We start from the raw sequence: 25361 nt of genomic DNA, 5'->3' as shown, positions 1-25361 counted from the left end.
CTGCATGGGCGGTTATGCGCGCATCCCACCAGAACTCTATGTTTTTAAACGCAAAAAAGGCCGCCCTGAGGCAGCCCTTGTTGGTGTCTATGCGCGTTTTTTAGTTCGCTTGACGGCGCAGGAAGGCCGGAATTTCGATCCGTTCCTGATCGGGGTCCACCGCTTCGGTCGGCTGCGGGGCCGGAGCGGGCGCAGGGGCCGCAGCGCGCGTTTGCACGGGCGGTTGTTGGCGGGTGGGCCGTTCGGCTGGTGCGCCTTCGTTGGTGCCGGTCATGCGGTTGATCAGTGAGTTGATGCCGAAACGCGGGCGTTCACCTGCGGCCGCTGCGGGTGCAGGGGCGGGTTCTGGCTGGCGTTGCTGCGGTGCTGCCTTTTGCGTGGCGGCGCGCAGACGGGCCAGCGCCTCTGGCGAAGGAGTGCCGGGTGCGGGAGCACGGGGGGCCACGAATTCTTCGGCGCTTGGTGCTTCGGGCTCTGGCGTCGGTTCAAACGCGGCCACCTGAGGCTGATAGGCCGGGGGTGGCAGGTCATCGACAGGGGCCTCATCGGCAAAGATGTCTTCGGCCATGTCCTGGGCTGCCGCTTGTTGCACATCCATCTGCTGGAAGAGCGAGGGCTCTTCTGCGGCGGCTGCCACAGGGGCGGGTGCCGGTTCCGGGATGGGCGCAGGTGCGGGCTCTTCGGCGGCGACCTGTTGGGTCAGCGGGGCAGCCATGGAGCGGCGTGGCACGGGCAGTTCGCTATGCACGTCGCTGGCGTCAATGCCGGTGGCTACAACGCTGACGCGCATCATGCCTTCCATCGCCGTATCCAGGGTCGAGCCCACGATGATGTTGGCGTCTGGGTCGACTTCCTCGCGGATGCGGTTGGCCGCCTCGTCCAGTTCGAACAGGGTCAGGTCGTGGGCGCCCGTGATGTTGATCAGCACGCCTTTGGCCCCGCGCAGCGAGATTTCGTCGAGCAGCGGGTTGGCAATTGCCTTTTCGGCGGCCTGGATTGCGCGATCTTCGCCATCGGCCTCGCCGGTGCCCATCATCGCCTTGCCCATCTCGTCCATCACGGCGCGCACATCGGCAAAGTCGAGGTTGATCAGGCCGGGACGCACCATCAGGTCGGTGACCCCTTTGACACCCTGATAGAGGACATCATCAGCCATCGAGAACGCTTCGGTGAACGTCGTTTTTTCGTTGGCCAGACGGAAGAGGTTCTGGTTGGGAATGATGATCAGCGTGTCGACCATCTTTTGCAGGGCTTCGACACCGTCTTCGGCCTGGCGCATGCGTTTTGCGCCCTCGAACTGGAACGGTTTGGTCACAACACCGACGGTCAGCACGCCCAGTTCGCGCGCGGCCTGTGCGATGATTGGTGCGGCCCCGGTTCCGGTGCCGCCGCCCATACCAGCGGTGATAAAGCACATGTGCGCACCGGCCAGGTGATCGACGATTTGTTCAATTGATTCTTCGGCGGCGGCGGCCCCGACAGAGGCGCGGGCCCCTGCCCCCAAACCTTCGGTCACTTTGATGCCCAACTGGACCCGGTTTGTGGCGGAGGACTGTTGCAGCGCCTGCGCGTCGGTATTGGCGACCACAAAATCGACGCCATCCAGTTGTTTTTCAATCATGTTGTTGACGGCGTTGCCACCTGCGCCACCGACACCAAAGACGGTGATACGGGGTTTCAACTCGTCCTGCCCGGGCAGTGAAAGGTTCAAGGTCATCGCAAAGTCCGCCTGTTTGGTTTGCCGCGTTCGCGGGTGTTTTTGTGCCGAATTCCCATAATCTTAACGGTTTGTGACATTAACGTCACCCAAAAAACACGTATTGGACGCAAAATATGGGCGAAATCTCGCCTCTGTTCACTCTATGTCCGGGTGTTACGCCAGATATAGCGTTCACCAGTTGTCGCGGAACCATTTGACCGCGCGTCGCAGGCTGCGGGCGGGATAGCGGTCATGGGGGATGTCAAAATCCCACCATTCGTCCTGAGGGTGCGCCGCAAAGAGGGCGAGGCCCACGGCGCTGGCAAAACTGGGCCCGGTGGCGGCTTGTGGCAGGCCGTGCACCCGCAAGGGGCGACCCAGCCGGACCTGTTGGCCAAGAATTTTCGAGGCAAGCCCGTCAAGGCCGGGGATCTGGCTGCCCCCGCCTGTCAGAACGATCTGTTGGCTGGGCAGATGGTCGAACCCTGCCGCATCGAGGCGCGCGCGCACCTCTTCGAGGATTTCCTCGACCCGGGGTCGCATGATCCCGATCAGTTCGGCGCGGCTGGCGGTGCGCCGGTCGTGTTCGTAGTCGCCCGTCTCGCCGCCGATCTCGATCATCTCGCGGTCGTCCATGCCGGTGGCCTGCACCCCGCCATAGAACGTCTTGATCCGTTCGGCATTGGCGGTGGGCACTTGCAGCCCCATGGAAATGTCGCTGGTCACATGGTCGCCGCCCATGCGCACGGTGTCGGCAAAGATCATGTGTTTCTTGATAAAGATCGACACGCCGGTGGAGCCACCGCCGAGGTCGATACAGGCCGCCCCCAGTTCCTGTTCATCCTCGACCAGCGCCGCGATCCCCGAGGCGTAGGAGGAGGAGGCGATGCCTGCCAGTTCCAGGTCGCAGCGTTTGATGCAATGCGCCAGGTGCTGGACGGCCGCGGCGTCGACGGTGAGCATGTGCAGATCGACCGCCAGTTCGGTGCCCAGCTGTCCGCGCGGATCAGAAAGCCCCGAGCGGTGATCAAGCGCAAAGTTGACCGGCTGGGCGTGCAGCACTTCGCGCCCCTGGCCATAGTCGGGCACATCGCAGCGCGACAGTACGCGGGCCACGTCGGCCTCGGTCACCACCTGGCCCTCGACATCAACCTGGGCGTCGAGGCCATAGCTGCGCGGTTCGGCCCCGGCAAAGCAGGCGATGACGTGATCGACGCGGATGCCGGCCATTTTCTGGGCAGCCTGAAGGGCAGTGCGGATGGCGCGTTCGGTTTCCTGAATGGCGCAAATCTCGCCGAACCGCACCCCGCGCGAGCGGGTCGTGGCGGCCCCGATGACCCGGAACCCCGATTGACCGGCCAGCGAGCCAATCTCGCCCTCGTCGCCCAACTTGGCCGTGCCGTCAAAGCGCAGAACGAGGCAGGCGATTTTCGAGCTGCCCACATCCAGGATCGCCACCACACCGCGTTGCATCGCGATTTTGCGCATATTGCGCATGCTGCGCTGGCTTGAATAAAGGTCGGTCATCACTGCAAACTTTTCCCGGAGTTCAACTGTTTAATCCGCCACCATTCTTCGGTTGCGGTTGCATTCATGCGCACGGTGGGCCGGTCGCCCAAGCGCAGATCGACGCGCGCCACATCGCGGCTAAGCACTTCGCGCGTGCTTTCCAGCACGATCACCCGTTCAAGCGCCCGTACGGCACCGTCCTTGGGCAGCATGATCCTTTGGTTACGATCCAGCACCACATCCCAGCGCCGGTCGCCCATACGCACCAGTCCGCGCAGGCGGTCACCAAGGGGTGCCGCCGCATTCACGAGTTGCAGCGCCTCGTGCACATGAACGGGTGCGCCGTCGCCAGCGATCACAGGCAGGTCCGGTTGCAGGCCGCGCTGCGCGATGGGGGCCACATGCGCACCCTCGCGGTCGACGAGCATCAGCCCTTCGGCGGTGCGCCAGATGGCAACGGGGATGCGCGGCACAATGTCGATTTGCAAAACACCGCCGGGGCGGATGCGCACCGACGCCTCGCGCACGGGCGGCATTTCGAGGATACGGGTCCGAATGCTGGCCGGGTCCAGATCAAAGGACGAGGTGGGAAAATCGAGCGGGACCGCCTCGCGGATAGACGCAGCAAGCGCGGTGTCAGCCCCGTCAATGGCCATCAGGTTCACCATGAATTCAGGGCGTTGCGCGATGCTGGCGCGCGCCTCGGCCACGGTGTCCTGGATCGCGGTGCGCGTGGCGGGATCAGAGAGGTACCAGGTGCCCAGCGAGAGCGTCAGCACAAATGGCACCCCTGCCCGCAGCCCCAGCCGAAAGGCGGGCGTCAGCATCAAACGCTGCAAGCGCCAAGCCCAGCGTGAGGGGGCCGGATCGGCCTTGGTGCTGCGTTTCAGCGATGGCATGAGGCATCCTCCACCATCCAGGCGCACAGCTCGCCAAAGGAGAAACCGGCATGCTGCGCCTGTTCAGGCGTCAGCGACGTGGCCGTCATGCCCGGTTGGGTATTGGTTTCCAGCAGGATCAGCCCGTCGGCCCCTTTGCTTTCATCCCAGCGGAAATCAGTGCGGCTGACCCCCCGGCACCCCAGGGCGTTGTGCGCGCGCAGGGCGTAATCCTGGCATAGCGCGGTAATTTCCACAGGCACATCGGCGGGGATCACGTGGCGCGAGCCGCCGGGTTTGTATTTGGCGTCATAGTCGTACCAGCCATCTGTAATGATGTCGGTGACCCCAAGCGCGCGGTCGCCCATCACGGTGGTTGTCAACTCGCGGCCGGGCGCATAGGCCTCGACCATCACCATATCCGGCATATCATCGTCCAGTTGCGGGGGGCCGTTGGCCTCCTCGTGCACCAGATAGATGCCGACACTGGACCCTTCGTTATTGGGTTTGACCACATAGGGCGGCTGCATCACATGGGCCGTGCGCACGTCACTGGCGGGCACGATCATGCTGCGCGCGACGGGCAGACCGGCGGCGCGGTAAACTTCTTTGGTCCGCTCTTTGTCCATGGCCAGAGCCGAGGCCAGCACGCCGGAATGCGAATAGGGCATGCCGATCCATTCCAAGAGGCCCTGCACACACCCATCCTCGCCCCAACGGCCATGCAGGCAGTTCAGGACGGCGTAAGGGTTGATTGAGTGCAAAACGGACACGAGGTCGGGGCCTGCATCGACCTCGACCACCTCATATCCTTGACCTCTCAGTGCGGCCGCACAAGCTTGCCCGCTTGCCAGGGACACCTCGCGCTCTGCCGAGGGGCCACCCAATAATACCGCCACTTTTGAGGTCGTCCTGCTCGACTGACCCGCCATGTGCCTCTGATTCCGGGGCCCGTTTGCGGACCCTCATCGTTGTTTGCCGATTGTAAGTTGTTGTTTTTTCGGCCTGCCTTGCGCCTGTGACCTTATGTCGGCTCACCAATGCGCATAATTTCCCATTCTAGCGTGATCCCACTGGAATCGTAAACCTTTTTTCGCACCTCCTCGCCCAAACCTTCGAGGTCGGCGGCGGTTGCGGTGCCGGTGTTGATCAAAAAGTTGGAATGCTTCTCGCTCATCTGTGCGCCGCCCTTGCGCGCCCCCCGCATCCCTGCGTCGTCAATCACTTTCCAAGCCTTGAGGTCGTGCACGTCGTCGGCTTGCCCGGTGGAGGAAAACCCCGCCGGGTTGCGGAACGTGGACCCGGCGCTGCGATCCTTGGTGGGTTGGGTTGCGTCCCGTTTGGCCAGTTGATCCGCCATACGACTTGCCAGCGTTTCGGGGTCGCCCGCCTTGCCCTTGAGCGTAACGCAAGTGATCACGGCCCCTTCGGGCAATTTGGATTGGCGGTAGGCGAAGTGCATATCATCGGGCGTCAGCGTGACCTGGGTGCCGTCCCGCAGCACTGCCTGGGCCGAGACAAAGACATCCGCCGTGTAGCTGCCATAGCAGCCCGCGTTCATCCGCACCGCCCCGCCGATCGAGCCGGGGATGGTCCGCAGGAAGGTCAGGTCGATCCCTGCCGCCGCTGCCGTGTTGGCGACCCGTGCGTCCAGTGCCGCCGCCCCTGCGGTGACCTCCAGCCCGTTCACCTCAATCTGCCCAAAGGTGCGGGGGGAGAGCCGAATGACCACCGCCCGCATGCCCCCGTCGCGCACGATCAGGTTTGAACCGACGCCCATGGGAAAGACGGGAACGCTGGGGTCGAGTGCCTTGAGGAACGCGCTGAGGTCATCGCTGTCCGCCGGTTGAAACAGCCAATCCGCAGGGCCGCCTACGCGCAGCCAGGTGAGGCCCGAAAGAGCTTTTTGTGCGGTGAGTCTGCCACGTGTTTGGGGAAGGTCGTATGTCATGGCCGGTGCAATGGCCGTTGTCGCCGCTGGGGTCAAGCCGTCTTGGAATGCCGCTGGACCAGCCAGCCAAAGAGCGCCCCGCCCAGCACGCCCGCAATCCCAGGCATGGCGACCAGCGCACCCGCCGCGACCAGCGCGACCGCATCAAGGTGATCGGATGGCAACGGCGTCCAGAGGGTGAAGGCGAGCATGAGCGTCAGGATCCCCACGCAGGCGATGATCGCCACACCCCGCCTGCCCCGCCCCAGCACAAAGCCGACGGTAGCCGCGATACCCAGTGCGGTGAGGGGAATGGCCCAGATCATTTGCGCGACTCGACCCAGTATTTGATCCGTTTCGACAGGTAGATGACCGGCCAGCGCAGCACGCTCATCCCCGCGCCCATGACAAAGATACCCGCCCCCGGCCCGTGTTGATAGGTGACGAACCCCACGATCGGGATGCCGATGGCGATGAGCACATAGGCATAGGTCCAGTGGTTGTCGCGGCTGGGCAACATGGCGATCAGGTTGGCCATGAGGCCCCAGATACAGGCAAGGATCAAAGATGTGCTCATCAGCGCAGCTCCGGTGGAAGTTGAGGGTTCTGGCCCCGCGCCTTGGCCCAAAAGTACCTGAGCGGGTTGCGGAACATCGAGAGGAAGGCGGCCAGGGCCAGAAGGCCTGCCCACCAGGTGAGAGCGATGCTGATCCAGAGGATCAGGAGCGGGGCGGCGATCAGCAGGGCGACGCCGGGTAGGTATTGGTGGCGCATGGGCAGCATGGCCACAGCAGTGGCGGCAAAGACCCAGGCGATGGCGGCAAGAGCGAGGGTCATCGGCTGAAGGACCAGTAACCGAGCTTGCCGATCAGCCCGAAGGAAAACCCGACCACGGTCGCCCCCATCATGAAAAAGCCGATGTAGAGCAGATAGCCCAGCGCTTCTGCATCCATGGAGACTGCGCCCAAAATGATGGCCGCGACGCAGGCCGCGAGGACCCAGAGCGCCCTCCCCCCGAGCATCAAGGCCAATGCGACACCAGCCAAAAAGAAATAGATCAGAACGCTCATGCCGCCCCTTTTTGCAACCTGGCGGGAAGTGCATTGGCCCATGCGCTGATTGTGCCTGCGCCCAGGCATACAACCATATCGCCGGCGCGCGCTTGTTCGCGGACCAGTCGTTCCAGGTCGTCCTCGCCCATCACGGCGCGGGCGTGCCGGTGGCCGTGGCGGATCAGCCCTGCGACCAGATCATCGCGGGACGCGCCTTCGATGGGGTCTTCTCCCGCCGCAAAGATATCCGTGATCCCCACCACATCCGCGTCGTTAAAGCACGCACAGAACTCGTCGAAATGGTGGTGCAGCCGTGTGTAGCGGTGCGGTTGGTGGACCGCGATCACGCGGCCATTGGTGGCTTGGCGGGCGGCTTTGAGCACGGCGGCAATCTCGACGGGGTGGTGACCATAGTCGTCAATGATCGTAACCCCGTCAATTTCGCCCACGCGGGTAAAGCGGCGGTTAACGCCGCCGAACGCGGCCAGAGCGCTGCGAATTTCATCCGCCTTCATCCCCAGATGGCGGGCTACGGCGATCCCGGACAACGCGTTGGAGACGTTGTGATCGCCGGGCATGGGCAGGCTGCATCCTTCGATCACCCTGTCTTCGGCCTGGAGGGCCACGTCGAAATGGGCGACCCCGTTTTCATAGGTCAGGTTCAGCGCCCGCACGTCCGCTTGCGCGTTGAACCCATAGGTGATCACGCGGCGGTCGGTGATCTTGCCCACCAGCGCCTGCACGTCCGGGTCGTCGGTGCAGCACACGGCCACGCCGTAGAACGGGATGTTGGAGACGAAATCGAGGAAGCCCTGGTGCAGCGCCTCTTCGGTCCCCCAATGCTCCATATGCTCGGGGTCGATATTGGTGACGATGGCGATGGTGGCGGGCAGGCGGTTGAAGGTGCCGTCGCTCTCGTCGGCCTCGACGACCATCCACTCGCCCTCGCCTTTGCGGGCGTTTGACCCGTAGGCATGGATGATGCCGCCATTCACCACAGTCGGGTCAAATTTACCCTCGTCCAGAAGCGCCGCGACCATGGTTGTCGTCGTGGTTTTGCCATGCGTGCCTGCCACGGCGATGTTGGATTTCAGGCGCATGAGTTCCGCCAGCATCTCGGCCCGGCGCACGATGGGCAGGCCGCGCGCGCGTGCCGCATCGAGTTCGGCATTGCCGGGTTTGATGGCGGAGGAGATCACGACGACCTCGGCGTCCTGAACATTGGCGGCCGCCTGCCCCTCAAAGATCAGCGCGCCCAGATCAGCCAGCCGGTCGGTGATCTTGGAGCGTTTGAGGTCGGAGCCTTGCACCACATAGCCGTGATTGAGCAGCACTTCGGCGATGCCGGACATGCCGATGCCGCCGATGCCGACGAAATGAATGGGGCCCACGTCTCCGGGCAGTTTGGTGGCGGCGTTCATGATGTCCCTTTCTCAGCGAGGGTTTCAACGAGGGCCACAAGGCTTTCGGTGGCCTCGGGCTTGCCCACGCTCAGCGCGGCCTGGGCCATTTGCATCGCACCGTCGGGATTGTCGAGGACGGTTGTGATCTGGGCGGCCATTGTTTCGGATGTCAGCTGGCTTTCGGGGATCAGGATGGCGGCCCCTGCCCCGGTCAGCCCGCGCGCATTGGCGGTTTGGTGGTCGCCGGTGGCGGCAGCAAAGGGGATCAGGATCGAAGGGCGACCGATGACCGAAATATCCGCAACCGACGACGCGCCCGAGCGCGAGATGATCAGTTGTGCCTGCGCCATGCGGCGGGGCACATCGTGGAAGAAAGGTTGGACATCTGCATTGATGCCGTATTCGGCATAGAAGCTGCGCACCCGCTCTTCGTCCTCGCCGCGTGCCTGATGGCTGACGCGCAGGTTCCTGAGCCGCTCCATGGACAGGCTGGCGATTGCGGGCGGGATCACGTCGCTGAGGATGCGGGCGCCCTGGCTGCCGCCGATCACCAGCACCTCCATCGGGTAGTCGCCGGGGGTGATGTAGCCTGCACCGGCCCGGTCCAGCACCGCGCTGCGCACGGGGTTGCCGACATGCACGCCTGCGATCCCTTCGGGCAGGTCCGTGGGCCACGTGCCGCAGGCGACGGTGTTCACACGTTTTGCCAGAAGCTGGTTGACGCGGCCCAGCACGCCATTCTGTTCGTGGATCATGCGTGGTAGGCGCAGGATTGTGGCGGCAGTCATGGCCGGGATGGTCGGATAGCCGCCAAACCCCACAACGACCGTGGGCCGGTCCCGCATCAGCTTGAACAAAGCGCCAAGGACACCCGCACCGATCCGAAAGGGCACAGCGGCTTTGGCAAGGATGCCGCCGCGCGCAAAGGTGGCCGACGATATCTGCTCAATCTCTGTCGTGTGCGGAAAGCCGCCCGTATAGCGCGCGCCGCGGGCATCCGTGCTTAGCTTGACCCGCCAGCCGCGCGCCAGCATCGCCTCGGCCAGGGCCTGAGCCGGGAACATATGGCCGCCGGTGCCGCCAGCGGCGATGAGCAACAGGGGCTGGGTCATTCATTTCTCCGTAGGGCGGGGTTTATCCCACCAGCGCAACAGACGATCATCGACGGCCTCGTCCCAGCAGGTCCGAAATCTCGCCCTGTGCCCGGGTCCGGGTGAAGGCCAGCAGCATCCCGATGGCAATGCCCGAGGCAATCACCGAACTGCCGCCATAAGACACAAAAGGCAACGTCATCCCCTTGGCTGGTAGAAGGCGCACGGCCACGCCCATGTTGATCATCGCCTGCACCCCGAACATGCAGGCCAGACCCGTGCCCGCCAGACGAATAAAGGGGTCGCGTTCGCGTACAAGGCGCAGCAAGGAGCGCACGACAATGCTCGCATAGAGCAGGATGATGCAGAGCACGAGGATCAGGCCGTATTCCTCGGCCGCCACCGCAATGATGAAATCCGTGTGCGCATCGGGGAGCGACCATTTCACCTGCCCTTCGCCCACGCCGACACCAAAAAGGCCGCCTTCCTGGATTGCGTTGGTGGCATAGCCCAGTTGCGTGCGCGGATCGACATCCGGGCTGAGGAAACCGTCAATGCGCCGGGCGAAGTGTTCGGAATTGGAATAGGCGATGGTGCCACCAAAGATCACCAGCCCGGCCATGCCGACCAGCAGGATCATCGGGGCTCCGGCCACGAAATACATCACCGCCCAACCGAAAAGGACAAGGCAGGCCTGGCCAAAGTCGGGCTGCAACGCCAGCATCAGCACGATGGAAATGCAAAGCGCAAAGGACCACGCCTTGCCCGGTGGCCCGTTGAGGTCCTGGCTGGCCGCCATCATCCAGGCCGCCGCCACCACAAAGCCGGGTTTGAGAAACTCAGAGGGCTGGATCGACCCAAAGCCAAGCGAATACCAGCGCACCGCCCCTTTGCCGAAATCCGTGCCGAAGAAGGGCAAGAGCGCCAGGGCCACAAAGGCCACAAGGAACCCCAGCACGGCCAGGCGGCGCACGACCACAGGCGACATCATAGAGGTCAGGATCATTGCAACCAGTGCCGCGCCCCCGAAAATCGCCTGTTTGGTCACATAGTGAAACGGGGCAAAGCCGTTCTTTTCCGCAAGCGGCACAGAGGCGGCAAAGCCCAACAGGAGCCCCACGGCACACAAGATCAGAACGCAGGACAACGACCATTTGTCGATTGTCCGCCACCATTTTGGGAGAATGGGTTCGCCGTCCCGCACGGGGACCGCGCCATAGACCATTTCAGTCATGATCTGCCGCCTTGCTGCCTAAACTGCCTCATGCCTCCGGTTTCTCCGAAGTGCTTGGCGTGCAGCATAGCGGTAAATTGCCGTGCGGGCCAGCCTTTGTTGGCCAGCCCGCGCAAGGGTTTAGGGCGCTTTAGGCGGCTTTATGCGTGCCGCGAATGGGATAGTCGTTGTTGCGGATAAAGGTGATCCCGCCCAGCACGCCCGCAAGATCGGGGCGCAGGAAGGGCGCGTTTGACACGTCCACCATCTGAATGGCCCCGTCCGCGTTGACCACGAACAGCCCAGGTTCGGAAAACGGACGGTCGGTTTCCTGCGGGCTGCGCGGGTCAGAAATGTAAAGGCCCAGGCCCTGCATCTGTGCCACGCTCAACCCGTAGCCCATGGGCAGTTGCGGGGCGTGTTCGGCGGCCATGGTCTGGGCCTTTTCCTGAGGGTCGCCCGAGGCCACGACCACATCGACACCGATCTCGTGAAACTGGCCTTGCATCTCGTTGAGTTGCGTCAGGTATTTCTTGCACAAGGGGCAGTGCAGGCCCCGATAGATGACCACGAGTTGCCAGTCGCGCCCACCCTGCGGCGCGCCCAGCGCGACGGTGCCGCCGCCCAGTTTGGGAATTTCGGTGAGGGGAAAGGGGGAACCGGCTGTAAGCGCTGTCATGGGAGGTCTCCGTTTTGCATGTCTATGAGGGACGTAACCTCGCCCAGGGCCACCGCAACCCCTTGGCCTTGACCCTTTCTGTGCAATCCTGCACGGGGGGCTCTATGGATTTCGATACGCTGATCATAGGGGCCGGTGCGGCCGGCATGATGTGTGCCGCCCATGCGGGTGGCCGCGTTCTGGTCGTTGATCACGCCAAGGCGCCGGGCGAAAAAATCCGCATCTCCGGTGGCGGGCGCTGCAATTTCACCAACATGTATTGCGATGCCCATGCATTCCTGAGCGAAAACCCCCATTTCGCCAAATCGGCGCTGGCCCGCTATACCCAGTGGGATTTCATCGAACTTGTAGACCGGCACGGGATCGCCTGGCACGAGAAAACGCTAGGCCAACTGTTTTGCGACGGGTCGGCCAAGGAGATCATCGCGATGCTGCGCGACCTTATGCAAGGCGCGGGCGTGGCGCTGCATTTGCAAACAGACGTGCGCGACTTTGCAAAGGCGCCGGATGGGTTCACCGCGACGCTGGTCAAGGACGGCAAAGGCACGCCCGTCACTGCGCGCAACGCCGTCATCGCCACGGGGGGCAAGTCGATCCCCAAGATGGGCGCGACCGGCTTTGCTTATGATGTGGCGCGCGGGTTCGGGCACCGGATCACGGCCACCGAACCGGCCCTGGTGCCCTTCACCTTCCCCGATCGCCGCTTTGCCGACATCTCGGGCGTGGCCTGTCCGGCCCGCGTGACCGCCAACGGCCCCGGCTTTGACGAGGCGCTGCTTTTCACCCATCGCGGCCTGTCGGGACCTGCAATCCTGCAAGCCTCCAGCTATTGGGAAGCGGGCGCGGCCATCACCGTGCATCTGGCGCCAGAGACGGATTTCGCCACTGTCCTGCGACACAAGCGGACCGAGGATGGCAAAAAGGCCCTCACAACGGAACTGGCACACCATTTGCCTGCGCGGTTGGTGGACCACCTGGGCACACAAATTGATCTCAAAGGCCGCTTGGGTGATTTATCCGATGCACGGATCGACGCGATTTGTTCCGACCTGACGGAATGGCGTCTGACGCCCGGCGGTACCGAAGGCTACCGCACGGCCGAGGTCACACGGGGCGGGATCGCCACGGACGAGATCAGTTCAAAGACGATGATGTCAGGCCGCGTACCGGGCCTTTATTTCATTGGCGAAGCTGTGGATGTGACGGGATGGCTGGGCGGTTACAATTTTCAATGGGCCTGGTCCTCGGCCATGGCCGCCGCCCGCGCCATTCCCACCTGATCCGCTTATCGCCAAAGGTTGCAATGCGCGCCAAACAAAACATGTCGTGCGCGCGCATGCGCGCTCCTTTGGATCACAGCCGGGCTTGGACCTGGGCGATGAAATCCTCGCCGCGCCGTTCAAAGCTGTCATATTGATCAAAGCTGGCCGCGGCAGGTGCCAACAGAACGACATCGCCTGGCTCTGCCTCGGCCATGGCGGCAGCCACGGCCACCTCCATCGTGCCGCACACCTGCGTCGGCACGTCCAGTTGCATGGCAAAAGTCGCCGCCTCGCGCCCGATCACGTAGGCCTTTTTCACCGCGCCAGAAGCCGCGTTCACGTCGTCCAACCCGCCCTCTTTCTGCAACCCGCCACAGATCCAGCGGATATTGTCAAAAGCGGCCAATGCCTTGGCGGCGCTGTCGACATTGGTGGCCTTGCTGTCATTGACAAAGCGGACGCCATTCGCGTCGGCGATCAACTGGCTGCGATGCGGCAGGCCCGCAAAGGTCTTGAACGCCGCCTCAATCACCTTGGGCGCAATCCCCAGTGCCCGTGCGGCCGCATAGGCGGCGCAAGCGTTTTGGTGGTTGTGCGCCCCGGGCAACCCGTCAATGCTGCGCAGGTCGATCGAGGCCACTTGCCGCCCCTTGCGGTATTCCGACAAAAATCCCTTGCGAGCAAAAACCTGCCAGCCCGGCCCTGTCAGCTTTTGCGCCACTGACACCCGGATCACCCGGTCATCGGTGGGCCCCTCAACAAGCTGGCCCGCCAGAAACCGCCCTTCGTCCTCGTCCACACCAATGACCGCCCGGTCGGGCCCGCCCTCGGCAAAAAGCCTGCGTTTGGCCGCAAAATAGCCGCCCATACCTGCGTGCCGGTCCAGATGGTCGGGCGACAAATTGGTGAAGACGGCCACATCTGGTGTCAGGCTGCGCGCCAGATCGGTCTGGTAGCTGGACAGTTCCAGCACCACGACTTCGCCATTATGCGGCGGATCGATGTCGAGCACCCCGCGCCCGATATTGCCCGCAAGCTGTGCGGGCCTGTCCGCCGCGTCCATGATGTGATGGATCAGCGCCGATGTGGTGGACTTGCCGTTGGAGCCGGTGACGGCGATGACACGCGGGGGGCTGTCAAAGCTGCTCCACTCCGGTGTCGCAAAGGATTGAAAGAACAGACCGATATCGTTGTCCACCGGCACGCCTGCGGCCAGGGCGGCAGCCACAACGGGGTTGGGTGTTGGGTAAAGGTGCGGAATGCCCGGCGATACGATCAGCCTTGCGATGTCGTCAAACGCCCCTGCCCGTTTGAGATCGGCGCAAGCGAACCCTTCGGCTTCGGCTTTGGCGCGCGCCGCGTCATTGTCATCCCAGCAGATCGGGGTGGCCCCACCTGCGTCCAGGGCCCGGGCGGCAGAGAGGCCCGAGCGACCAAGGCCCAGAACGGCGATTTTTGCGCCCTTGAGACCACGGACCGGGATCATTGGGCCAGCCCCCAGACAAACCTATTCCCGGGGGCCAGCCCCCAGACCCCCGGGACATTCTTGGGAAACAAAAGCGTGAGCATTACCATTGGATTTCCTGACGGTCGCGGAAGAACTTTCCTGTCACGTCGCCCGCGTCCAGCGCCAGCCAGAGGGCTGTGTCAGCCCCCTGCTCTGGCGTGCGCGGCGCACTGGGCCCGCCCATGTCGGTGTGCACCCAGCCGGGGCACATCGCGTTGATCGTCACGCCCGCAGGCAGGTCGCGTGGCAAGGCGAATGTGAGTGCGTTCAGCGCCGCTTTGGCGACGCCGTAGCCGCCCGGTCCTTCCATATCTTCTGCAAAACTGCCCCAGCCCGAGCTGAGGTTTATGATCTTGCCCGCGCCTTTTTCCCTCATATGCGGCAGGCACAGACAGATCAACTCGAACGGTGCGTGAAACATAACCTGCATGGAGCAGCGCAGGCCGTCAGGCGCAGCGATCATGCTGTCCTCGATCAGGATGCCCGCATTATTGATCAGGATGTCGATTGGCCCGGCAGCCTGGATGGCCGGAGCGAAGGTATTTGGGCGTTCCAAATCAAGGTGCACCGATTGACAGCCCAGCTCGGTCGCCGCCGCCTGCCCTTTGTCCGCGTCCCGCGCCCCAATCACAACATCTGTGCCCCGTGCCACCAGTCCCGCGGCAATGGCAAAGCCTATGCCCCGGTTGCCCCCTGTGACCAACGCCCGCACGGACTAGCGCACCTTGAGCGTGGCCAGCCCGATCATCGCGAGGATCAGCGCAATGATCCAGAAGCGGATCACGATCTGCGGCTCGGCCCAGCCTTTTTTCTCATAGTGGTGATGGATCGGGGCCATCAGGAAAACCCGTTTGCCCGTGCGTTTGTAGTAAAGCACCTGGATCATCACGCTGAGCGCTTCGGCGACAAAGATGCCACCAACGATGGCAAAGACGATCTCGTGCTTGGCCGCGACTGCGATGGCGCCCAATGCGCCCCCAAGGGCGAGCGAGCCGGTGTCGCCCATGAACACTGCGGCGGGCGGTGCATTGTACCACAAAAAGCCAAGGCCCCCGCCGATGATTCCCATTGTGATCACCAGTAACTCGCCGGTGCCGGGCACATAGTGCAGCCCGAGGTCTTCTGTAAAATCGACCCGCCCCACAACATATGCAATCACGCCCAGCGTGCCGGCCGCGATCATCACCGGCATGATGGCCAGACCATCAAGCCCGTCCGTCAGGTTCACCGCGTTGGCCGCGCCCACGATCACGATGATCGCAAAGGGAACAAAGAGGATACCGAGGCTGATCAGCACGTCCTTGAACACCGGCACGGCCAGTTGGTTTTGCAATGCTTCGGGGTGGTTGATCGTGGCGAAATAGGCGGCGATTGCGGCGATGAGAAAGCCCAGCAGCAGCCGCACCTTGCCGGAAACGCCCGCCGTGGTTTGTTTGGACACTTTGGCATAGTCATCGGCAAAACCGATCAGCGCAAAGGCCAGTGTCACCCCCAGCACGATCCAGACGAAAGGGTTGTCGAGCCGCGCCCAGAGCAGCGTGGACGTCGTCAACGCCCCCACGATCAGCAGCCCCCCCATGGTCGGCGTGCCTGCCTTGGCAAAGTGCCCTTCGGGACCATCATCGCGGATCGGCTGTCCCTTGCCCTGCTTGCGCCGCAGCACCGCAATCAGCGGTTTGCCAAAGACAAAGCCAAAGAACAGCGCCGTCATGAACGCCCCGCCTGCGCGGAAGGTGATGTAGCGGAAGAGGTTGAAAAAATCTCCGCCATCCGAAAGCGCTGTCAACCAATAGAGCATTCTAAGCGTCCCTACTCATTATCTTGTGGGTCTGCGCCCATATCCACCGGATGGCCCATTTTGCGGATGGCGTCAACGACAAGGGCCAGTTTCATCGACAGCGACCCTTTGACCAACACCACATCGCCGCTGTCCAGACGGCGGGGTATGTTGGCCACCATCTCGGTTGCGGTCTCGCCCCAGTCGCCTTGTTTTTCGGCGGGCAATGCTGCGTGCAGGTGCTGCATCAGCGGGCCGATGCAGTGGACTTTGTCAATCTGGCCCATCGCCGACAGGGCGGCCAGATCGGCGTGCATGCCGGGGCCTTGGTCGCCCAATTCCTTCATGTCGCCCACAAAAGCGATCCGCCGCCCCTTGCTGACGCGCCCAATGTCGTTTGTGACCTGGGCGGCGGCCAGCACGTCGAGGGCTGCGGCCATCGAGGTCGGGTTGGCGTTATAGCTGTCGTCGATCAATTCCAGCGTCATGTCGGTCTCGACCGGGTCGAGAAAGATCACTTCGCGCGCGCCGCGCCCTTGATAGGGTGACCAGCGGCCCAGCGATTGCGCGGCCAGCGCCAGATCGGCCCCAAGCGCCTCGCACGCCGCCAGCGCCCCGAGGCCGTTCATGGCATAGTGTTTGCCGACCGCCCCGATCTTGAACAGCAGGGGCTGTTCGTGCGCCTCGGCTTGAACCACGGTGCTGTCACGCCCGAGATCCACGGATTTCAGAACAAAATCAAAGCCGTGTTCGCCAAAGCCCACATCACGGCGTTTGGCGTCATGCGCCTTGGCCTGAAGGATCGCCGCCGTAGAGCAGTCGTTGTTGAGGATCGCGGTGCCGCCGTATTCCAGCCCATCGATGATCGACGCCTTTTCAACGGCGATGCCGGTAATGTCCTCAAAGGCCTCAAGGTGTGCAGCGGCCACGGTGGTGATCATCGCGACATGGGGGCGTACCATGCGGGCCAATGGTGCAATTTCGCCAGGGTGATTCATACCGATCTCGATCACGGCATATTCGGTGTCGGCGGGCATACGCGCCAGCGTTAGCGGCACACCCCAGTGGTTGTTGTAGCTGGCGACAGAGGCATGTGTTCGGCCCTGATCGCCCAGCATCGCGCGCAACATTTCCTTGGTCGAAGTCTTGCCAACCGAGCCGGTGATCGCCACGACCCGGGCCTCTGTGCGGGCACGGGCGGCGGTGCCCAGCGCCTCAAGCCCTTGCAAGACGTCGGGCACAATCAAAAGTGGGGCGTCTTGGGCCACGCCTTTGGGCACGTGGGTGACCAATGCAGCGGCCGCGCCGTTTTCCAGCGCCTGCGCCACAAAATCATGGCCATCCCGCACCGCTTGCAGCGCGACAAAGAGGTCGCCGGCTTGCAGGGTGCGGGTGTCGATGGACACGCCCGTGGCACTCCAGTCGCCAGTGCTGGTGCCGCCTGTCGCGGCTGCGGCCTCGGCTGCGGTCCAAAGCGTCATGTCAAACGTCCTTCCAATGCGGCCACGGCAACGCTGGCCTGTTCGGCATCGTCAAATGGCAGGATGTCATCGCCCACGATCTGGCCGGTCTCGTGCCCCTTGCCTGCGATCAAGAGCGCATCGCCCGGTTCCAGCGCATCAACCGCGCGCAGGATTGCCTCGGCCCGGTCGCCGACTTCCGTGGCTTCGGGGCAACCAGCCATGACGGCGGCACGGATGGTGGCGGGATCTTCGCTGCGGGGGTTGTCGTCGGTGACAAAGACCACGTCGGCTTGTTCCGCTGCCGCCTGCCCCATCAAGGGTCGCTTGCCCGCGTCACGGTCGCCGCCTGCGCCCACGATGGCCACCAGCTTGCCCATCACATGGGGGCGCATGGCCGCAAGGGCCGTGGCCACGGCGTCAGGCGTATGGGCGTAATCGACAAAGACGGCGGCCCCGTTGTCGCGGGTGGCGGCCAGCTGCATACGGCCCCGGACGGTGCCCAGATGCGGCAACGTCTCGAACACCCGCGCGGGATCAGCCCCGCAGGCGATGACCAGACCACACGCCAGCATCACATTGTCGGCCTGAAATCCGCCAATAAGCGGCAAACGCGCAGTACAGGCTTTGCCTTTGTAGTCAAAGCGCACGTCCTGCCCGGTACTGTCAAAACGCTGCGCAGACAGGTGCAGGTCGCCGCCGTCGCGCCCCACGGTGATCACCTCTTGGCCACGGGCGGCGGCAATTGCGGCCATGTCCACCCCACGCGGGTCGTCAATGTTGATCACCGCGATACCGTCGTCGGGCAGGACGCGCGCGAAAAGCCCCGCCTTGGCATCGAAATAAGCCTCGAACGTGTGGTGATAGTCGAGATGATCCTGGGTAAAGTTTGTGAACCCTGCCGCCGTGAGCGTCACGCCATCAAGGCGGCGTTGGTCAAGGCCGTGGCTTGAAGCCTCCATCGCGGCGTGGGTGATCCCGTTTGCTTTGGCGGCGGCCAGGGTCCGGTGCAGCGTGATCGGCTCGGGCGTAGTATGGGCCAGCGGTGCGGTCCAGGCCCCTTCGACGCCAGTTGTGCCGAGATTGACCGCAGCAAGGCCCATTTCGATCCATATTTGCCGCACGAAGGTGGAGACGGATGTTTTGCCATTGGTGCCGGTAACGGCGACCACATAAGCCGGTTGGCCGCCAAACCACAGCGCTGCGGTTCGCGACAGCGCCTCGCGCGGTGCGTCGGCGATGATCACGGCAATGCCGTTCAGATGATCCGCAGCCAGGGCGGCCCCTTGCGCATCGGTGAGGACGGCAACTGCACCCATCCGCACAGCATATTGGATGAATTCCGCCCCATGCACGCGGGCGCCCGGCATGGCGGCAAAGAGGAAGCCCTCTTTGACCTCGCGGCTGTCGACGGCAATGCCGGTGATCTGCGGATTAGTCCCGCCCCGGGCGGTCAGGCCCAGTGCGGAAAGGGGTCGTGCCTGCGCGTCCATCGAGGGGCCTTTTGGCTCAGTTGCTGCTGGTCAGCGTTATATCAGCCAGCGAGGCGGGTTCAACGGTTGGCCGCAGACCCAAGAGCGGGGCCACGCGGCCGATCATCTCGGCGGCAACGGGCACGGCTGTCCAGCCTGCGGTGCGGCGGGGTTTGTCGCCGCTGGTCTCGACCGGTTCGTCCAATGTGACCACCAGGACATATTTGGGGTCATGGGCGGGGAAAATAGTGGCAAAGGTGGCAATCACCTTGTCCTCGTAATAGCCGCCGCCGCGCGTCTTGGGCTTGTCCGCCGTGCCGGTCTTGCCACCAACCGCATAGCCGGGCACCTCACCCATCGACGCTGTCCCTTCGGTCACCACTGCGCGCAGCATATCGCGGGCGGCGTGTGCAGCCCCCTCGCTCATCACCCGCGCGCCAAGGCGGGGGCCGTTTTGCTTGAGGATCGTGGGTTTGACCACGCGGCCCCCGTTGGCAATCGCGGCATAGCCTGCGGCGAGGTGCATGGGCGAAGACGACAACCCGTGCCCATAGCTGATCGTCACCGCGCTGAGGTCGGTCCAGCGTTTGGGCAGCAGCGGTTTGCCGGTGGCCGCCTCGACAATCTCAAAGCTGGTTGGTTCGAAGAATCCGAGGCTTTTGAGGAACTCCTGCTGCCGCTTTACCCCTATTTGAAGCGCCATACGGCCCGTGCCCCGGTTCGAGGATTTCACGATGATGTCGGAGACGCTCAACTCGCCATAGTTCTTGTTGCGAAACTCGCCGATGGGAAAGCCGCCGACACGCATGGGCCCTGCGGTGTCGATGACCGTCGAGGGGGAGACAAGGCCCAGATCAACAGCCTGTGCAGCGGCAAATATCTTGAAGGTCGAGCCAAGTTCGTACACGCCCTGCACCGAGCGGTTGAAGAGCGGGCTGTCGGATTGATCGCCCTTGGTGGCGGGGCGCGGCCGGTTGTTGGGGTCGAAATGGGGCAGCGACACGACCGACACGATCTCGCCCGTGTGCACATCCATCAGGACGGATGTGGCCCCCTTGGCGTTCATGATTTTCATGCCGCCATAGAGCACCCGTTCGGCAGCGGCCTGCACGGTCAGGTCGAGCGAGAGTTGCAGGGGCTTTTGCCCGTTGGCGGGATCACGCAGGTAGTCGTCAAAATATTTTTCGACCCCGGCCACGCCGATCACCTCGGCGGCACTCACGCCCTCCTTGCCAAAGGAGGCGCCCCCCAGAACATGGGCGGCCAGCGAGCCGTTGGGATAGAGCCGCATGTCGCGCGGACCAAAGAGCAGACCCGGATCGCCAATGTCATGCACTGCCTGCATTTGCTCGGGGCTGATCTTACGCTTGATCCAGAGGAATTTGCGCTTGCCTGTGAAGTCCTTGATCAGATCTTCGGCCTTGAGATCGGGGAAGATGGCAGCAAGGCCCTTGGCCGCAGCCTCCGGGTCGACCATCTGCTTGGGCTGAGCATAAAGCGCGTGGGTTTCAAAGTTCGTGGCCAAAAGGCGGCCCTTGCGGTCAACGATGTCAGCGCGGGCGGCGGAAATGGCGGCCCCTTGGGCGCTGGCGCGCGGCTCGACCGGGTCGGAGGTGGCCAGCGTGCCCATGCGCGCACCGATGACGACAAAGGCGCAAAGGAAGAATAGGCCAAGCACCAGCAGACGCCCCTCGGCGCGTTGGCGCATGCGGTCGCGCATATCCTCGTGGCGTGCGCGCAGGTTCTCGCGCTCGATCGCATCAGGGCTTTCGCCAGCGTCGCGGGCAGGCAAGATACGGGCAAGCGGGCGCAGTGGCGTGCGGATCATGGCTGGTCCCCCTGCTGAGTCGGCAAAGTGCCCGATAGCTCGATGGCGTTGGTGATCGGCAAGCGGGGCGGCGCAGGGTACGCAACCTCGTCCACCCGGCCAAACTGGTCGGCGCGGAAGGGCAAGAGGCCCAACCGGTCAAAGTTGATGTCCACCAGATCGCGCAACCGATCAGGCCGGTTCTGATAAGCCCATTCGGCGCGCAAGACAGCGAGGCGCGCATGGGCCTCGCGGATGTCGCGGTGCAAATCGTCCGTGGTGGCCAGCGATTCCTGTGTCGCGTAGTTTTCGCGGTAGGCCCAAAAGGCCAGACCGATCACGGCGCATGTGGTGAGGATGTATAAAATGGTGCGCATCAGATGGCTCCTCTGAGGTGCGGCATTCCAATGGATTTGGCGTCAATCGTACCCGCAGGCGCGTCGGTCCGCGTGGCCACGCGCAGTTTGGCCGAACGGCTGCGCGGGTTGGCGGCGAGTTCTGCGGCATCGGCGGCGATGGCTTTGCGGGATTTCATGGTGAACTGCGCAGGTGCAGTGGTCGTTTCGGGCGCGTATCGGTTGGCGTTCGCGGCCTTGCCACCCCGTTCTGTCAGAAAGCGTTTGACCATGCGGTCCTCGACCGAATGGAAGGTCACAACCGCCAACTTGCCACCGGTCGCAAGTGCACGTTCAGCAGCCATCAGCCCCTCGTAAAGCTCACCATATTCGTTGTTCACGGCGATACGCAGCGCTTGAAAGCTGCGCGTTGCGGGGTGGCTTTGACCAGGTTTCGGGCGGGGCAGGCATTTTTCGATGATACCGACCAGTCCCAGCGTGGTCGTTATGGGGCGCGCGGCGACGATGGCGCGGGCGATGCGACGGCTCGCCCGTTCCTCGCCATAGTGATAGAGGATGTCGGCCAAATCGCCCTCTTCGGCAGTGTTGACCAGATCGGCAGCAGACGGGCCATCCTGGCTCATCCGCATATCCAGCGGTCCGTCCCGCATGAACGAAAAGCCGCGCTCGGCCAGATCAAGCTGCATCGAACTGACGCCAAGGTCGAGGACGACGCCGTCGAGACCTTGGGCATACGTGTCCATCTTGGAAAAAACGCCGTGTTGCATCACAAGGCGGTCGCCATGGTCCGCAGCCCAGGGGGCGGCCATTTCAAAGGCAAGCGGATCGCGATCAACTGCGATGACCTTGTCTGCCCCTGCTTCCAGCAGTGCGCGGGTATAGCCACCTGCCCCGAACGTCCCATCCAGCCAAGTGCCCGAAATCGGGGCACAGGCACGCAGGATCGCATCGATCAGAACTGGTATGTGCGGCCCCCCGGTCATGTGTCTAAGCGCCCCTTTGTGTCGACATTTATTCCAGGTCCCCGTCCAGATAGACGGATGGGTCAATGTCCGGATCGAACCCGTCATCATCGAGGGCCGCGATACTCGCGTCATAGGCCTCAGGCTGCCAAATCTCGAACGTGTCGCCAGAGGAGACAAAGCGGGCCATGCCGTTCAGCCCGATCTTGTCGCGCAGTTTGGCGGGAAGAACGATGCGGCCGGTATCATCTACGACCGTCTCGATGGATTGGGCTGAGTACAGCCGCTCCATCGCCTTACGCTTGGCCGAGCCACGCGGATGCAGCGAGATTTTCTCGTCAACCTCATCCATCGCCTCGATGGTAAACCCTTCGAGGTAGTTCCGGGTGTTGCCACCGTATACAATGATGATGCGGGGGGGCAGGCCGTCGGTCCAGTCGGGATCGCAGGCTTCGATCACACGGCGAAACGAGGCCGGGATAGACACCCTGCCCTTTGCGTCCACTTTGTGGTCGCTTTCGCCTCTGAACCTGCGTGCCACTGTTGGCCCGTCCCTACTGTGTTGCGCGCCTCTGCACGCTTGAAATTCTGTCGGCGCCTCTGCGCCACCCCATCCCAGGCTTTGTTTCTGATGCGCCCCGCCGCGGCGACAAAATGGAAACGGCGGGTTGATCTGCTGCCACTGATCAACCCGCCGCCCTCGTCCCGACTTGCGGGATGTCCAGCTGCGCGCGCCACCTGGGGGGATGTCTGCTCGCTCGCGCGCCGGATCTCTGGTCTGATGAAAGCGAGGTGCCTGTATGAAACCTGCTAGAGTTTATTTTCTGCGTGGGGTCGTTTGGTGCCCCGGGCTCGTTCTCATCTGATACACTATGGATGGCATGGGAATTCATGGGCGGCAATAGTTTTTTATGGGAAAATTGGCCTAAAACCGTTGTGCACAGGATGGATTACGTTACCGAGCACGCTGCAATCGGCGGATTTACCCGCCTATATGCCGGTCAGCAGAGGCACAGACACCATATGTAGTGACAGAGACAGATGCTTCAAATCGACCCATGTTTTCCCAAAAAACTCCCCCCACAGAATTACCCACAGGCAATGTTTTTCTTTTGTTCTCATTAAACTCACGGAGAAATGGGCATTAATGATTCGAATCACGCGTCTACTTGTTGATTTGGACCATGGTTTCCCATGCCCATTCCCAAATCGACCCATGCCGACCCTTCGCTCGCCCTGCACTCTTGCGCCTGACCGCCTGTCGCGGCACAAGCGCCGCAACCAAGAGGAGAAGTAGATGTCTGACGCCATCCGTATCTTTATGCATTCCTTTGGAATGGTGTTTCGTGACCTCGGCGCGACCTTGCGTGCAACTTATGTCGGTGTCGTGATGATCGTCGTGGGCGTTGTCGCGCTTTTGGTCATTCTGCCGGATCAGTTCGGCGGATTGATGTCGCAAAGCGCGGACATGACAGTCACAGCCGATATGAACCTTGCCGGGATGTTTGTGGGCTTCTTCCTGATTGCCATCGGCTATTTGACCATGATTGCCGCCTGGCACCGCTATGTCCTGCTGGCCGCAGATCAGCGTGAGGGCGGATTTACCCCCAGCGCCGGTATCGTGATCGGCTATCTGGGGCGCAGCATCCTGCTGGGTTTGCTGATCGGGATCCTCGCCATTCCTGTGCTGATCCCGGTGGGTATTGTCGGCACGGCGACGGGGAGCGTTCTGGCAGGCAGCATTGTGGCTGTCCCGCTGTTTGCCCTGTTGGGCTGGGTGTTGTTCCGGCTAAGCCTCATCCTGCCGGCGTGCACCATTGGGCACAAGATGACGCTCAAGGAAAGTTGGCAGGCCACCGCCCCCTATGCCCGCACGATCCTTGGGATTGTGGTGCTGCTGGTCCTGATCAACTTCGGATTTGAGCTGGTCACGGGCGCCCTGCCCCTGACCTCGATCATTGGCGGGCTGATCAGCGTTGTGGTGTCCGTACTTTATGCCCTGGTCAGTGCGAGTATCCTGACAACGATGTACGGTGTCGCCGTCGAAGGTCGCGAGATCTGATCAGGCCATCCCGCCTTTGATCAACCCTTGGGCAATGCGCGCGTAGGCGTCGGCCATGGGGCCGGTGCCTGCCGCAATCGGCGTACCGCCGTCTCCAGCGAGCCGCGTTTCCAGGTCAATGGGCAATGCGCCCAGAAGCGGCACGCCCATCTTTTCGGCCTCCGCCGCCACGCCGCCCTGGCCGAATATCTGATGCTCGGACCCGCAATCGGGGCAGACGAACATCGACATATTCTCGATCAGGCCCAACACGGGCGTTTTCAGCGTGGCAAACATATCAAGCGCCTTGCGCGCATCAATCAGGGCTACATCCTGCGGGGTCGAGACGACGATGGCCCCGGTCAGTTCGGATTTCGTACACAGGGTAAGCTGCACATCGCCCGTGCCCGGCGGCAGATCAACAAGCAGAACGTCCAGTTCGCCCCATTCAACCTGCCCCAGCATCTGTTGCAGCGCGCCCATCAGCATGGGGCCACGCCAGACTACGGCCTTGCCCTCTTCCATCATGAAACCGATGGACATGAGGGTCACGCCATGGGCCTTGAGCGGGATGATCGTTTTTCCATCCGGCGAGGCGGGGCGTTTGTTGATGCCCATCATGCGCGGTTGGCTGGGACCATAAATATCGGCGTCCAACAGGCCCACCTTGCGGCCCTCTTTGGCCAGCGCCACGGCGAGGTTCGAGGATACTGTCGATTTGCCAACGCCACCTTTGCCCGAACCGATGGCAAGAATGCGTTGCACGCCAGTCGGTTTCGTCGGCCCCTCCTGAGGCTTGGGATGGCCACCGATCTTGAGGCTGGGCGGGGCGGCCGGTTTTGCCGCAGGGCCGTGGGCCGTGAGAGCCACGCGCGCCGTGCTTACGCCATCCAGCGCCTGAACGGCGGCCTCGGCCGCTGCGCGCACAGGTTCCATCCGTGCGGCAAGGTCGGGCGTGGGCGCCTCAATCACGAATTGCACCGCATCCCCCTGAACCTGCACCGCACGAATCAAATCGCGACTGACAAGGTCGCCACCGTCCGGCATTGCAATCCGACGCAGTGCGTCAAGGACGTGGTCTTTGGTTATGGACATGGTGGTTTTCTCCGCTGCGTGCTGCATTAACTGGCACACTTTTCGCCTAGAGCAAGAGGCGCGGAGATTATAGGGCGATAACGCTAACATCTTGGGCGGACTGCCCGGTTTTTCAACCGTAGGCCTATGCAATTGCTGCATAGCGGCATTGATCCGTCGAGGTATTGT

25 protein-coding genes are annotated in these 25361 nt (G+C 62.9%); 2 read left to right on the top strand and 23 right to left on the bottom strand.

Features of this window, described 5'->3' with window-relative positions; translation table 11 throughout:
* Positions 1 to 100: 100 nt before the first annotated feature.
* The 13 genes from ftsZ to Q1A44_RS12505 form a co-directional block, all read right to left on the bottom strand.
* Positions 101 to 1717: a cell division protein FtsZ gene (gene ftsZ, locus Q1A44_RS12565; RefSeq protein WP_299625364.1), complete on the bottom strand. Its 1617-nt coding sequence runs from the start codon at positions 1715 to 1717 to the stop codon at positions 101 to 103.
* A 174-nt stretch (positions 1718 to 1891) separates the two neighbouring features.
* Complete coding sequence (gene ftsA / locus Q1A44_RS12560) at positions 1892 to 3226, bottom strand: cell division protein FtsA (protein WP_299625361.1); 1335 nt, start codon at positions 3224 to 3226, stop codon at positions 1892 to 1894.
* The gene (locus Q1A44_RS12555; protein ID WP_299625358.1) at positions 3226 to 4107 is read right to left on the bottom strand and encodes a cell division protein FtsQ/DivIB; all 882 of its coding nucleotides are present in this window, start codon (positions 4105 to 4107) and stop codon (positions 3226 to 3228) included. Before Q1A44_RS12555 ends, ftsA begins: the two co-directional genes overlap by 1 nt.
* On the bottom strand, positions 4095 to 5018 hold the full coding sequence (locus Q1A44_RS12550) for a D-alanine--D-alanine ligase (protein ID WP_299625356.1): 924 nt from the start codon (positions 5016 to 5018) through the stop codon (positions 4095 to 4097). The genes Q1A44_RS12555 and Q1A44_RS12550 overlap by 13 nt, the downstream gene beginning before the upstream one ends.
* A gap of 92 nt (positions 5019 to 5110) precedes the next feature.
* Positions 5111 to 6037, bottom strand: a complete 927-nt coding sequence (murB, locus tag Q1A44_RS12545) for a UDP-N-acetylmuramate dehydrogenase (protein WP_299625354.1) — start codon at positions 6035 to 6037, stop codon at positions 5111 to 5113.
* A 32-nt stretch (positions 6038 to 6069) separates the two neighbouring features.
* Entirely contained in the window at positions 6070 to 6342 is a 273-nt protein-coding gene (locus tag Q1A44_RS12540) for a hypothetical protein (protein ID WP_299625352.1), read from the bottom strand.
* Positions 6339 to 6593: a DUF2484 family protein gene (locus tag Q1A44_RS12535; RefSeq protein WP_299625349.1), complete on the bottom strand. Its 255-nt coding sequence runs from the start codon at positions 6591 to 6593 to the stop codon at positions 6339 to 6341. The genes Q1A44_RS12540 and Q1A44_RS12535 overlap by 4 nt, the downstream gene beginning before the upstream one ends.
* The gene (locus Q1A44_RS12530; protein ID WP_299625346.1) at positions 6593 to 6853 is read right to left on the bottom strand and encodes a DUF2484 family protein; all 261 of its coding nucleotides are present in this window, start codon (positions 6851 to 6853) and stop codon (positions 6593 to 6595) included. The genes Q1A44_RS12535 and Q1A44_RS12530 overlap by 1 nt, the downstream gene beginning before the upstream one ends.
* Positions 6850 to 7086 (bottom strand): hypothetical protein, encoded by a 237-nt coding sequence (locus Q1A44_RS12525; protein WP_299625343.1) that lies wholly within the window; start codon positions 7084 to 7086, stop codon positions 6850 to 6852. The genes Q1A44_RS12530 and Q1A44_RS12525 overlap by 4 nt, the downstream gene beginning before the upstream one ends.
* A complete protein-coding gene (gene murC / locus Q1A44_RS12520) occupies positions 7083 to 8489 on the bottom strand; it encodes a UDP-N-acetylmuramate--L-alanine ligase (protein WP_299625340.1) in 1407 nt (468 codons plus the stop codon). Before murC ends, Q1A44_RS12525 begins: the two co-directional genes overlap by 4 nt.
* Entirely contained in the window at positions 8486 to 9583 is a 1098-nt protein-coding gene (locus tag Q1A44_RS12515) for a UDP-N-acetylglucosamine--N-acetylmuramyl-(pentapeptide) pyrophosphoryl-undecaprenol N-acetylglucosamine transferase (RefSeq protein ID WP_299625337.1), read from the bottom strand. Before Q1A44_RS12515 ends, murC begins: the two co-directional genes overlap by 4 nt.
* 46 nt (positions 9584 to 9629) lie before the next feature.
* Positions 9630 to 10796, bottom strand: coding sequence for a putative lipid II flippase FtsW (ftsW, locus tag Q1A44_RS12510; protein WP_299625334.1), 1167 nt, complete (start codon positions 10794 to 10796; stop codon positions 9630 to 9632).
* Positions 10797 to 10926: 130 nt separating this feature from the next.
* Positions 10927 to 11454: a redoxin domain-containing protein gene (locus Q1A44_RS12505; protein WP_299625331.1), complete on the bottom strand. Its 528-nt coding sequence runs from the start codon at positions 11452 to 11454 to the stop codon at positions 10927 to 10929.
* Between the two features lie 104 nt (positions 11455 to 11558).
* Between Q1A44_RS12505 and Q1A44_RS12500 the strand changes: the two genes are divergently transcribed.
* Complete coding sequence (locus Q1A44_RS12500; protein ID WP_299625328.1) at positions 11559 to 12734, top strand: aminoacetone oxidase family FAD-binding enzyme; 1176 nt, start codon at positions 11559 to 11561, stop codon at positions 12732 to 12734.
* A gap of 73 nt (positions 12735 to 12807) precedes the next feature.
* On the opposite strand, the gene murD is transcribed toward Q1A44_RS12500, so the two are convergent.
* From murD to mraZ, 9 genes are all read right to left on the bottom strand, one after another.
* Positions 12808 to 14202 carry a UDP-N-acetylmuramoyl-L-alanine--D-glutamate ligase gene (gene murD / locus Q1A44_RS12495; RefSeq protein ID WP_299625325.1) on the bottom strand — a complete coding sequence of 465 codons (1395 nt, stop codon included), beginning with the start codon at positions 14200 to 14202 and terminating at the stop codon, positions 12808 to 12810.
* Between the two features lie 82 nt (positions 14203 to 14284).
* Complete coding sequence (locus tag Q1A44_RS12490; RefSeq protein ID WP_299625322.1) at positions 14285 to 14935, bottom strand: SDR family NAD(P)-dependent oxidoreductase; 651 nt, start codon at positions 14933 to 14935, stop codon at positions 14285 to 14287.
* A gap of 3 nt (positions 14936 to 14938) precedes the next feature.
* Positions 14939 to 16021, bottom strand: a complete 1083-nt coding sequence (mraY, locus tag Q1A44_RS12485) for a phospho-N-acetylmuramoyl-pentapeptide-transferase (RefSeq protein ID WP_299625319.1) — start codon at positions 16019 to 16021, stop codon at positions 14939 to 14941.
* An 11-nt stretch (positions 16022 to 16032) separates the two neighbouring features.
* Positions 16033 to 17481, bottom strand: a complete 1449-nt coding sequence (gene murF, locus Q1A44_RS12480) for a UDP-N-acetylmuramoyl-tripeptide--D-alanyl-D-alanine ligase (protein ID WP_299625316.1) — start codon at positions 17479 to 17481, stop codon at positions 16033 to 16035.
* A complete protein-coding gene (locus Q1A44_RS12475; protein ID WP_299625313.1) occupies positions 17478 to 18953 on the bottom strand; it encodes a UDP-N-acetylmuramoyl-L-alanyl-D-glutamate--2,6-diaminopimelate ligase in 1476 nt (491 codons plus the stop codon). The genes murF and Q1A44_RS12475 overlap by 4 nt, the downstream gene beginning before the upstream one ends.
* Positions 18954 to 18969: 16 nt before the next feature.
* Positions 18970 to 20760, bottom strand: coding sequence for a penicillin-binding protein 2 (locus Q1A44_RS12470; RefSeq protein WP_299625310.1), 1791 nt, complete (start codon positions 20758 to 20760; stop codon positions 18970 to 18972).
* Positions 20757 to 21116, bottom strand: a complete 360-nt coding sequence (locus Q1A44_RS12465) for a cell division protein FtsL (RefSeq protein WP_299625307.1) — start codon at positions 21114 to 21116, stop codon at positions 20757 to 20759. The genes Q1A44_RS12470 and Q1A44_RS12465 overlap by 4 nt, the downstream gene beginning before the upstream one ends.
* Positions 21116 to 22078 carry a 16S rRNA (cytosine(1402)-N(4))-methyltransferase RsmH gene (rsmH, locus tag Q1A44_RS12460; RefSeq protein WP_299625304.1) on the bottom strand — a complete coding sequence of 321 codons (963 nt, stop codon included), beginning with the start codon at positions 22076 to 22078 and terminating at the stop codon, positions 21116 to 21118. Before rsmH ends, Q1A44_RS12465 begins: the two co-directional genes overlap by 1 nt.
* A 28-nt stretch (positions 22079 to 22106) precedes the next feature.
* Positions 22107 to 22598 (bottom strand): division/cell wall cluster transcriptional repressor MraZ, encoded by a 492-nt coding sequence (gene mraZ / locus Q1A44_RS12455; protein ID WP_299625301.1) that lies wholly within the window; start codon positions 22596 to 22598, stop codon positions 22107 to 22109.
* A 756-nt stretch (positions 22599 to 23354) separates the two neighbouring features.
* Between mraZ and Q1A44_RS12450 the strand changes: the two genes are divergently transcribed.
* Complete coding sequence (locus tag Q1A44_RS12450) at positions 23355 to 24119, top strand: hypothetical protein (RefSeq protein WP_299625297.1); 765 nt, start codon at positions 23355 to 23357, stop codon at positions 24117 to 24119.
* Here the strand turns inward: Q1A44_RS12450 and Q1A44_RS12445 are convergent, their stop codons facing one another.
* On the bottom strand, positions 24120 to 25193 hold the full coding sequence (locus Q1A44_RS12445; RefSeq protein WP_299625294.1) for an Mrp/NBP35 family ATP-binding protein: 1074 nt from the start codon (positions 25191 to 25193) through the stop codon (positions 24120 to 24122).
* Positions 25194 to 25361 lie beyond the last annotated feature (168 nt).

The sequence above is a fragment of the uncultured Tateyamaria sp. genome, from assembly GCF_947503705.1.
Taxonomy (GTDB): domain Bacteria; phylum Pseudomonadota; class Alphaproteobacteria; order Rhodobacterales; family Rhodobacteraceae; genus Tateyamaria.
Note: the sequence above shows the minus strand (reverse complement) of the source record. Positions and strands in the feature narration are given on the sequence as shown.

Bases quoted from the DNA above. Each gene is read 5' to 3' on its own strand.
- Q1A44_RS12530 (WP_299625346.1), bottom strand. From the start codon at position 6,853: ATGACCCTCGCTCTTGCCGCCATCGCCTGGGTCTTTGCCGCCACTGCT.
- murB (WP_299625354.1), bottom strand. From the start codon at position 6,037: ATGACATACGACCTTCCCCAAACACGTGGCAGACTCACCGCACAAAAA.
- Q1A44_RS12555 (WP_299625358.1), bottom strand. From the start codon at position 4,107: ATGCCATCGCTGAAACGCAGCACCAAGGCCGATCCGGCCCCCTCACGC.
- Q1A44_RS12470 (WP_299625310.1), bottom strand. From the start codon at position 20,760: ATGATCCGCACGCCACTGCGCCCGCTTGCCCGTATCTTGCCTGCCCGC.
- Q1A44_RS12540 (WP_299625352.1), bottom strand. From the start codon at position 6,342: ATGATCTGGGCCATTCCCCTCACCGCACTGGGTATCGCGGCTACCGTC.
- Q1A44_RS12525 (WP_299625343.1), bottom strand. From the start codon at position 7,086: ATGAGCGTTCTGATCTATTTCTTTTTGGCTGGTGTCGCATTGGCCTTG.
- ftsW (WP_299625334.1), bottom strand. From the start codon at position 10,796: ATGACTGAAATGGTCTATGGCGCGGTCCCCGTGCGGGACGGCGAACCC.
- Q1A44_RS12465 (WP_299625307.1), bottom strand. From the start codon at position 21,116: ATGCGCACCATTTTATACATCCTCACCACATGCGCCGTGATCGGTCTG.
- ftsZ (WP_299625364.1), bottom strand. From the start codon at position 1,717: ATGACCTTGAACCTTTCACTGCCCGGGCAGGACGAGTTGAAACCCCGT.
- Q1A44_RS12535 (WP_299625349.1), bottom strand. From the start codon at position 6,593: ATGAGCACATCTTTGATCCTTGCCTGTATCTGGGGCCTCATGGCCAAC.
- murD (WP_299625325.1), bottom strand. From the start codon at position 14,202: ATGATCCCGGTCCGTGGTCTCAAGGGCGCAAAAATCGCCGTTCTGGGC.
- mraY (WP_299625319.1), bottom strand. From the start codon at position 16,021: ATGCTCTATTGGTTGACAGCGCTTTCGGATGGCGGAGATTTTTTCAAC.
- murF (WP_299625316.1), bottom strand. From the start codon at position 17,481: ATGACGCTTTGGACCGCAGCCGAGGCCGCAGCCGCGACAGGCGGCACC.
- Q1A44_RS12515 (WP_299625337.1), bottom strand. From the start codon at position 9,583: ATGACCCAGCCCCTGTTGCTCATCGCCGCTGGCGGCACCGGCGGCCAT.
- Q1A44_RS12500 (WP_299625328.1), top strand. From the start codon at position 11,559: ATGGATTTCGATACGCTGATCATAGGGGCCGGTGCGGCCGGCATGATG.
- Q1A44_RS12550 (WP_299625356.1), bottom strand. From the start codon at position 5,018: ATGGCGGGTCAGTCGAGCAGGACGACCTCAAAAGTGGCGGTATTATTG.
- murC (WP_299625340.1), bottom strand. From the start codon at position 8,489: ATGAACGCCGCCACCAAACTGCCCGGAGACGTGGGCCCCATTCATTTC.
- rsmH (WP_299625304.1), bottom strand. From the start codon at position 22,078: ATGACCGGGGGGCCGCACATACCAGTTCTGATCGATGCGATCCTGCGT.
- Q1A44_RS12445 (WP_299625294.1), bottom strand. From the start codon at position 25,193: ATGTCCATAACCAAAGACCACGTCCTTGACGCACTGCGTCGGATTGCA.
- Q1A44_RS12450 (WP_299625297.1), top strand. From the start codon at position 23,355: ATGTCTGACGCCATCCGTATCTTTATGCATTCCTTTGGAATGGTGTTT.
- Q1A44_RS12475 (WP_299625313.1), bottom strand. From the start codon at position 18,953: ATGGACGCGCAGGCACGACCCCTTTCCGCACTGGGCCTGACCGCCCGG.
- ftsA (WP_299625361.1), bottom strand. From the start codon at position 3,226: ATGACCGACCTTTATTCAAGCCAGCGCAGCATGCGCAATATGCGCAAA.
- Q1A44_RS12505 (WP_299625331.1), bottom strand. From the start codon at position 11,454: ATGACAGCGCTTACAGCCGGTTCCCCCTTTCCCCTCACCGAAATTCCC.